The organism is Rhodospirillales bacterium, from assembly GCA_016872535.1.
In the GTDB taxonomy this organism is placed as follows: Bacteria; Pseudomonadota; Alphaproteobacteria; order Rhodospirillales; family 2-12-FULL-67-15; genus 2-12-FULL-67-15.
In genome coordinates, this window is sequence record VGZQ01000008.1 from 44,152 (window position 1) to 50,810 (window position 6,659).

The 6,659-nt window shown below is 64.2% G+C and carries 9 protein-coding genes; 5 read left to right on the forward strand and 4 right to left on the reverse strand.

The window, feature by feature from the left end; genetic code table 11:
* Positions 1–310 precede the first annotated feature (310 nt).
* Complete coding sequence (locus tag FJ311_03105) at positions 311–688, forward strand: helix-turn-helix transcriptional regulator (protein MBM3950421.1); 378 nt, start codon at positions 311–313, stop codon at positions 686–688.
* Here FJ311_03105 and FJ311_03110 read toward each other — a convergent pair whose 3' ends face one another.
* A complete protein-coding gene (locus tag FJ311_03110) occupies positions 689–1,732 on the reverse strand; it encodes an MBL fold metallo-hydrolase (protein MBM3950422.1) in 1,044 nt (347 codons plus the stop codon).
* A 73-nt stretch (positions 1,733–1,805) separates the two neighbouring features.
* Positions 1,806–2,564, reverse strand: coding sequence for a hypothetical protein (locus tag FJ311_03115; GenBank protein ID MBM3950423.1), 759 nt, complete (start codon positions 2,562–2,564; stop codon positions 1,806–1,808).
* 223 nt (positions 2,565–2,787) lie between these two features.
* Here FJ311_03115 and FJ311_03120 point away from each other — a divergent pair, with 223 nt between their 5' ends.
* The 4 genes from FJ311_03120 to FJ311_03135 all read left to right on the forward strand — a co-directional run bounded on the left by FJ311_03120 (position 2,788) and on the right by FJ311_03135 (position 5,399).
* Entirely contained in the window at positions 2,788–3,693 is a 906-nt protein-coding gene (locus FJ311_03120; protein ID MBM3950424.1) for an ROK family protein, read from the forward strand.
* A gap of 217 nt (positions 3,694–3,910) precedes the next feature.
* Complete coding sequence (locus FJ311_03125; protein ID MBM3950425.1) at positions 3,911–4,123, forward strand: hypothetical protein; 213 nt, start codon at positions 3,911–3,913, stop codon at positions 4,121–4,123.
* A gap of 196 nt (positions 4,124–4,319) precedes the next feature.
* Positions 4,320–4,889 carry a GGDEF domain-containing protein gene (locus FJ311_03130; protein MBM3950426.1) on the forward strand — a complete coding sequence of 190 codons (570 nt, stop codon included), beginning with the start codon at positions 4,320–4,322 and terminating at the stop codon, positions 4,887–4,889.
* Between the two features lie 18 nt (positions 4,890–4,907).
* Entirely contained in the window at positions 4,908–5,399 is a 492-nt protein-coding gene (locus FJ311_03135) for a hypothetical protein (GenBank protein ID MBM3950427.1), read from the forward strand.
* Between the two features lie 3 nt (positions 5,400–5,402).
* On the opposite strand, the gene FJ311_03140 is transcribed toward FJ311_03135, so the two are convergent.
* Together FJ311_03140 and FJ311_03145 are read right to left on the reverse strand one after the other, a co-directional pair.
* Complete coding sequence (locus FJ311_03140; protein ID MBM3950428.1) at positions 5,403–5,852, reverse strand: DNA polymerase III subunit chi; 450 nt, start codon at positions 5,850–5,852, stop codon at positions 5,403–5,405.
* Positions 5,849–6,659, reverse strand: an 811-nt coding sequence (locus FJ311_03145; protein ID MBM3950429.1) for a leucyl aminopeptidase, incomplete at its 5' end; no start/stop codon positions are given. The genes FJ311_03145 and FJ311_03140, both read right to left, overlap by 4 nt.

A 6,659-nucleotide genomic window follows, 5' to 3' on the forward strand; every position in this document is an offset into this window, starting at 1 on the left:
GGATATTGTGTTTTTCCATCCACCTTGGTCGTCTAGATGAAAATGGCACACGCCCGCAAAAACGGATTATTTTTCACGTGCTTTCAATATGTTTTCGATTAGACCCACTCGAGCAAAAATCATATCTGCTAATAAAGCGGCAAATCCGGAAATCATTGGTTATGGCGGTGCACCATAACTTGATGATTTTTCTATGGTATATGACTTTCATGTTTATTAGTTTGAGTTGATGGAAATGCGGTGTGCTCGCCCTCAGGCGCGAACACATCGACGTACACAAATCACATAGAGCGAATCCAAAGGGCCCTCCATGGACACCACGCCGACCGCCCCTGCCAAGCTGCATGCAATCCAATCCAATGCCCGCCGCGCCAGCGAGCTGCTCAAGGCCATGAGCAACCAACACCGCCTGATGATCTTGTGCCAACTGGTTCCGGGTGAAAAAAGCGTCGGCGAACTCGAACGCATCATCGGCCTCAGCCAATCGGCCTTGTCGCAGCATCTAGCCCGGCTTCGCCGCGACAACATGGTCAAGACTCGGCGCGTCGCGCAAACGATCTATTATTCGCTCAACGGCGAAGAGGCGAGCGCGGTGATCGAAACCCTCTACGGACTTTATTGCGGCTCGGCCGCCACCCTGACGATCGAAAACCCGAACGAAGCGCCGCGCACGGTCACGATGCGCTGATCAGAACGGATTCGCCGCTTGGCGGAACACGCGGACCCCGTCCGCGCGCGATTCGCGCGTCAACGCCCCCTCGCTTGCCAGCCAATGAACGTGGGCCAGCGCCTCGCCGATGGCGAACATCAGTTGGTGCGAGTCGAGTTCCCGCGCAAACAGATTTCGCAGAACGTCCGTCCCGCTCGCGGGGGCCGCGCACGCGTCCCAGGTGCGCTGGAGGCGCGAGCGATGGTGGTCCGCCAGTTCGTCTAATCGCCAAGCCAAGCCCCGAAACGGCCGGTCGTGACTCGGCAAAACGAGAATGTCGTCGGGGAGCCCGCGAAACTTCCCGAGCGATTCGAGATAGAGGGCAAGCGGATTGGCGTCCGGCTCGTGCGGCCATACCGCGATGTTGGGGCTGATCCGCGGCAAAATCTGATCGCCGGAAATCAGCACCTTGAGTTCGCCGCACCATAGGCATGCATGCTCGGGCGAATGGCCGAGGCCGACGATTACGCGCCAACCTCGCCCGCCGACCACGATCGTCTCGCCTTCACGGTAGTGGCGGATCGCGAGCGGAATCGGTGATACCGATTGGGCATAGCGGCCGCGCCGGCTGTTCGCCGCCGCGAGTTGCGCGGCATCGAATCCCGCGACGCGGTAAAATTCGACTGCGGCGGCGTGCGTCGCATCAGTCTGATCGAGAGTCAGCATGCGCGCAAAGGCCCACTCCGCGAGCGGCATCCACACTTCGGCTCCGGTGCGTTCGCGGAGCCACCCCGCCAAGCCGACGTGATCGGGATGAAAATGGGTAACGATGACCCGTTTCAGGGGCTTGCCGGCGAGGCGCGTGGCGAAAATGCGTTCCCAAGCGTCCCGGACTTCGGGCCGGGCAATGCCGGTGTCCACCGCCGTCCAGCCGTCGCCGTCTTCCAACAGCCAAAGATTGATGTGGTCGAGCTTGAAGGGCAGCGGCATCCGATGCCAATGAACGCCGGGCGCGACTTCACGCGTTTCCGCGGTCGCGGGAACGCCTTCGAACGCATAACGGCTCAAATGAGTATCGGGCATGGATCCGGCGCGCCGTAATAAAGCGGCGGGTCACCATAGAAAAGCCCAACCTAGGGGACAACCCTAAAGAACGTCAGTTCGCCTTGCCGCCGGTCGGGATCGGACGCTCCTGGGTCACGATCCATCGCAATTCCTCCTTGATCATGTCGAGGTGCCGCGACGGTTCCGCCTTGAGCACCGCGCCGATAATCCCGAGCCGGACCGTATTCGGCATGCGTTGGAAATTTTCGAGCAGCAGGAACTTGATGCTCGGACGAATGTTGGGCGACAGCAGCAGGCTCAGCACCAGTTTCTTGCGTATTTCGTTGCGCAGATTGCCCGCTTCGGTCAGGTCGAAGAACTCGCGCACGAACTGGCGCGGCGCGATCGATCCCTCGAGCAGCGATTGAAGATTCTGGCGCAACGCCAGGGTAAATTCCTCCCGGGTGTTGATGATGACACGGGACGCCTGGCGGCGCACCTCGGCGATCATTTCCGGGCTGAAGGCATTGGCGGTGATCATTTCCACGCATCGGCGCACGATGTCGTGGCGCGTCGATTCGCCCATCACCTGGAACAATCCGCCGATCAGGCGGCTCTTGGGCCCGAGCGGGCTCATGCGTGTCGCCGCGGCTAGCGCCATAGGCGCTTCCGGATCGCGGGTAGCGACCATCGCGAGCGGCAATGGATCGTCAAAATCGCGCAGATCGAGATTGTGGTTCATCAGATATTCGGGCAACAGGATGCGCGCGCGTTCGCCCGGAACACAGAGCGGCTCGCCTTTGCGATAATCTTCCTTGATGCGCAGCGCGGCCTTGAGGCCGTCCTGGGTGATGCCGAGCGAAGACGCCATGGTTTCATTCCCTTGCGCTTGTGCCACCGTTGTTCGGTCGGCGGGGCGTGTTGCGCGCGTCATGGTCTTCGGTACCGTCGCCAGAGATTGCCCGTAAACGACCCGACGCTTTCGGGCTCATTAGGGCCGAAACGTCGTTAACAATGGTTTAATGACGGGCCGACCGAAGGTAAACTAGATTTTGCGGACAGATCGAACTGGGCCACTATATCCTGCAGAAACCATGACCCTCCGCATCGGCATAGACCTTGGCGGAACCAAAATCGAGGGAATCGCCCTGAGCGCCGAAGGCCGGGAACTGGCCCGGTGCCGGGTCCCGACTCCGGCTGCCGATTACGCCGGGATCGTCCGCGCTATCGCCGAGATGATCCGGGGTCTCGAGCGCGATGCCGGCGGTGACTCATCGTTCGTCGGCGTCGGAATTCCGGGCGCCGTTTCGCCCGCCACCGGCTTGATCAAGAACGCCAACTCCACGTGTTTGATCGGCCACGCCCTTGACGCCGACATCGCCCGCGCCACGGGCCGGCGGGTTCGGCTGACCAACGATGCCAATTGCTTCATCGTTTCGGAAGCCGCCGACGGCGCGGCGGCGGGTGCGCGGGTTGCGTTCGGCGTGATTCTCGGCACCGGGGTCGGCGGCGGCATCGCCATCGACGGCCGCGCCTGGGGCGGCCCCAACGCCATCGCCGGCGAATGGGGGCACAATCCCCTGCCGTGGCCCGAACCGGAGGAATTGCCCGGATCACGTTGCTACTGCGGCAAGCACGGGTGTATCGAAACATTCCTTTCGGGACCGGGATTGGCCCGCGATCACACCTTCCATACCGGCGAAACATTGACGGCCGAGGCGATCGTCGCCCGCGCCGCCGACGGCGATCCGCAGGCCGAGGCAACGCTCGTCCGCCACGAACAACGACTCGCCCGGGCGCTCGCGACCGTCATCAACATGCTCGATCCGGAGGTGATCGTCCTCGGCGGCGGCCTCTCGTCCATCACCCGCTTTTACGAGAACGTGCCGCGCCTATGGCAACGATGGGTGTTCTCCGACCAGGCCGACACTCCCCTCCGCCAAAGCCGCCACGGCCCCGCCAGCGGCGTGCGCGGCGCCGCGTGGCTATGGCCGATTTAGAAAAAATTAGAAATTTTTTTCATCAATTATTAGAAATTTCCGATGCCGTTATCTCCTTGGTCGCACGGCAACAATTTCCCGACTAGGCAATTATTGCCGGGAACAACGGGGGCCGGGGCCCGAAAATGTTAGTATTTCGTTAACCTCCCGTTGGCACGCTCGTTGCTGTTCCTCGAAGGCGGAGCGATCCCCGCCACGGATGGAGGTACCGCAATCCATGTCCCAAAACGAGCGCCATTTCGCCCCGGCATCCGACCGGCCTTCACGGCCGACGTTCTCCGTTTCGCCCGAGCCGGGCGACGGGGACGCCGTCTATCGGGCCGTCACCGCCTTGCGCGCCGATCCGCAGTTGACGTCCTTTGCCCTTGCCCCGGATTTCTATCTCGCCGCCGCCAACCCCTTCCCGGGCGACGACGAGCCTTTGCGCTAATCAAGGATCTACTACCGTGACCGTCCTGACCCTTCGCGCTTCCGCCGCCGTTGCCGCCAACGACACCAAGCCCGCGAACGAGCCGCCGTCCCTCGCCGCCAGCATCGAGCGGATCGCCGAAGCCCTGCGGGCGAACCCACCACGGGGCGCCGAGGCGGCACAGTCACCGGCGGTGCGCGCCGCGCTCGAAGGCGCGCTGGTCGCCGCTACGTCCGCGGATCAGCGTTTCGACGATCTCGTTCGTCGTCTCGATCAACTCGAATCGCTCGCCGTCACCGACCCCCTGACCGGCCTTCTCAACCGGCGCGGATTCGAGCGCGAGATGGAACGGGCGCTCGCCACCGCCCGCCGTCACCTCGACGTCGGCGTGCTCGTCTACATCGATCTCGACGGATTCAAGCCGATCAACGACACCCTCGGTCACGCTGCCGGCGACGAAGTCCTGAAGCGCGTGGCGCAGATCCTGGTCGAGAACGTCCGCGAATCCGATCGCGTCGCCCGCGTCGGCGGTGACGAGTTCGTAGTGCTGCTCACCCGTACCAATCGCGAGGGCGGGCTCGCCCGCGCCGAGACATTGAACGGCCTCGTCAACTGCGCGCTCGTCTCCTGGCAGGGGCGCCTGATCCCGATCCGCGCCAGCTTCGGCTTCCAGGCCTACGGCGGCGAAGACAGCGCCGACATCCTGCTCGCCCGCGCCGACGAGGCGATGTACACCGTCAAGAAGGTGCGCGGCGAGGCGCACGGGCGCAACCGCCGCCGCCTGTAGTTCCCGGGCCAGGAGCGCATGATGCTCCGAGCCATCGCATCCGCCGCGATTCCACCCGAATCCGACTCCATCCTCGCACCGGCCCAAGCCCGCCGCGACTTGATCCCGCTTGCCGGGGCGCCACTGCCGGTTCCGGCGGCGCCGGACCTGGAGCCCACCCAACCCGAGCCGTCGAGGCCTGCGCGCGCGTTCGATCCCCGCGCGGCCAGCCCACGGGAAATGGCGAAACGCAGCCTCGATCTCTACGCCGAGGGCCTGCTCGAATGGGAGGACCAAGCCGCCCTCGCCTTCCAGTCGGAACTGCACCCCGATTACAACCGCACGGTCGGCGCGTTGCTGCAAACCAGGGCCGCGCCCGACGAACCGCGCGACTTCGTTGCCGAATGGGAGCGCCGCCTCGTCTTCGAGCTGCGCTACAACCCCGAGAACGATCAATCGGTCGCCCGCACCCGGCGCATCCTGCGCGCGCTGCGCCGCGCCGCCGGGGAAGCGGACGACGTGTCGGTCTAGCGCCTAACCCTCGCGCATCCAGCTGCCCTGGTCGGTCTGGCGCCAGTAGGCGAGCACATGCCCCGCCTCCTTGTACGCCGTCCAGCGCACTCGCGCCTTCTCAACCGCGTCCGGATCATTGCCGTCGAATAGTTCAAAGCAGCGCTCGTACTCCGCCACCCGCGCCGAGGTCGCGCCATCGGCAAGGAACAGAAATTGCGCCCCGTTCGGATTTTCATCCGCGCCGGTCAGCCACACCGGCTGATCGGCGGCGTTGCCGTCGGCGGCGCTGCCGTGCGGCAGCCACGATTCCGGATCGTACGTCCACAGCACCGAGTTGAGCGCCTCGATCCGCTCCGGCGCGCCGACCATCACCACCGCCCGCTTGCCCGCCGCCAGGGTCTTGACGAGCAGCGCGGGCAAGGCCGCTTCCAGCGTCGACCGTTGCAGGTGATAGAAGGCGACCTCGGTCATTCGTAGAAATCCGCCACCATGCGATCGAGCAGCCGCACCCCGAAGCCGGTGCCGCCCTTCGGTATCGTCGGTTTCTCCTTGTTGGTCCAGGCCATGCCGGCGATGTCGAGGTGCGCCCACGGCGTCTTGTCGACAAAGCGTTGCAGGAACTGCGCCGCCGTGATGCTGCCGGCGTCGCGCGAGCCCGAGATGTTCTTCATGTCGGCGACGTCCGAATCCATCATCTTGTCGTAAGCGGGATCGAGCGGCATCCGCCATACCCGCTCGCCGACCTTGCCGCCGGCCTCGATCAGGCGCGCCGCCAGCTCCTCGTCGTTGGCGTAGAGCCCCGCGTATTCATGGCCGAGGGCGACCACGATCGCGCCGGTCAGCGTCGCGAGATCGATCATCAGCCGCGGCTTGAACCGGGTCTTGCCGTACCACAGCACGTCGGAGAGCACGAGGCGCCCTTCGGCGTCGGTGTTCTGAATCTCGATCGTCTGCCCGGACATGGACTTGACGATGTCGCCCGGACGCTGGGCGTTGCCGTCGGGCATGTTCTCGACCAACCCGACCAGGCCGACCACGTGCGCCCTAGATTTGCGCCCGGCGATCGCCTTCATGGCGCCGATCACCGCGCCCGCGCCGCCCATGTCCCATTTCATCTCTTCCATTCCGGCGCCGGGTTTCAGGGAAATACCACCGGTGTCGAAGGTCACGCCCTTGCCGATCAAGGCGACCGGGCCGGATTCCTTACCCTTCTTGGCCTTAGCCGCGCCGGCGCCTTTCCATTCCATCACCACCAGCTTCGATTCCTTGGCGCTGCCC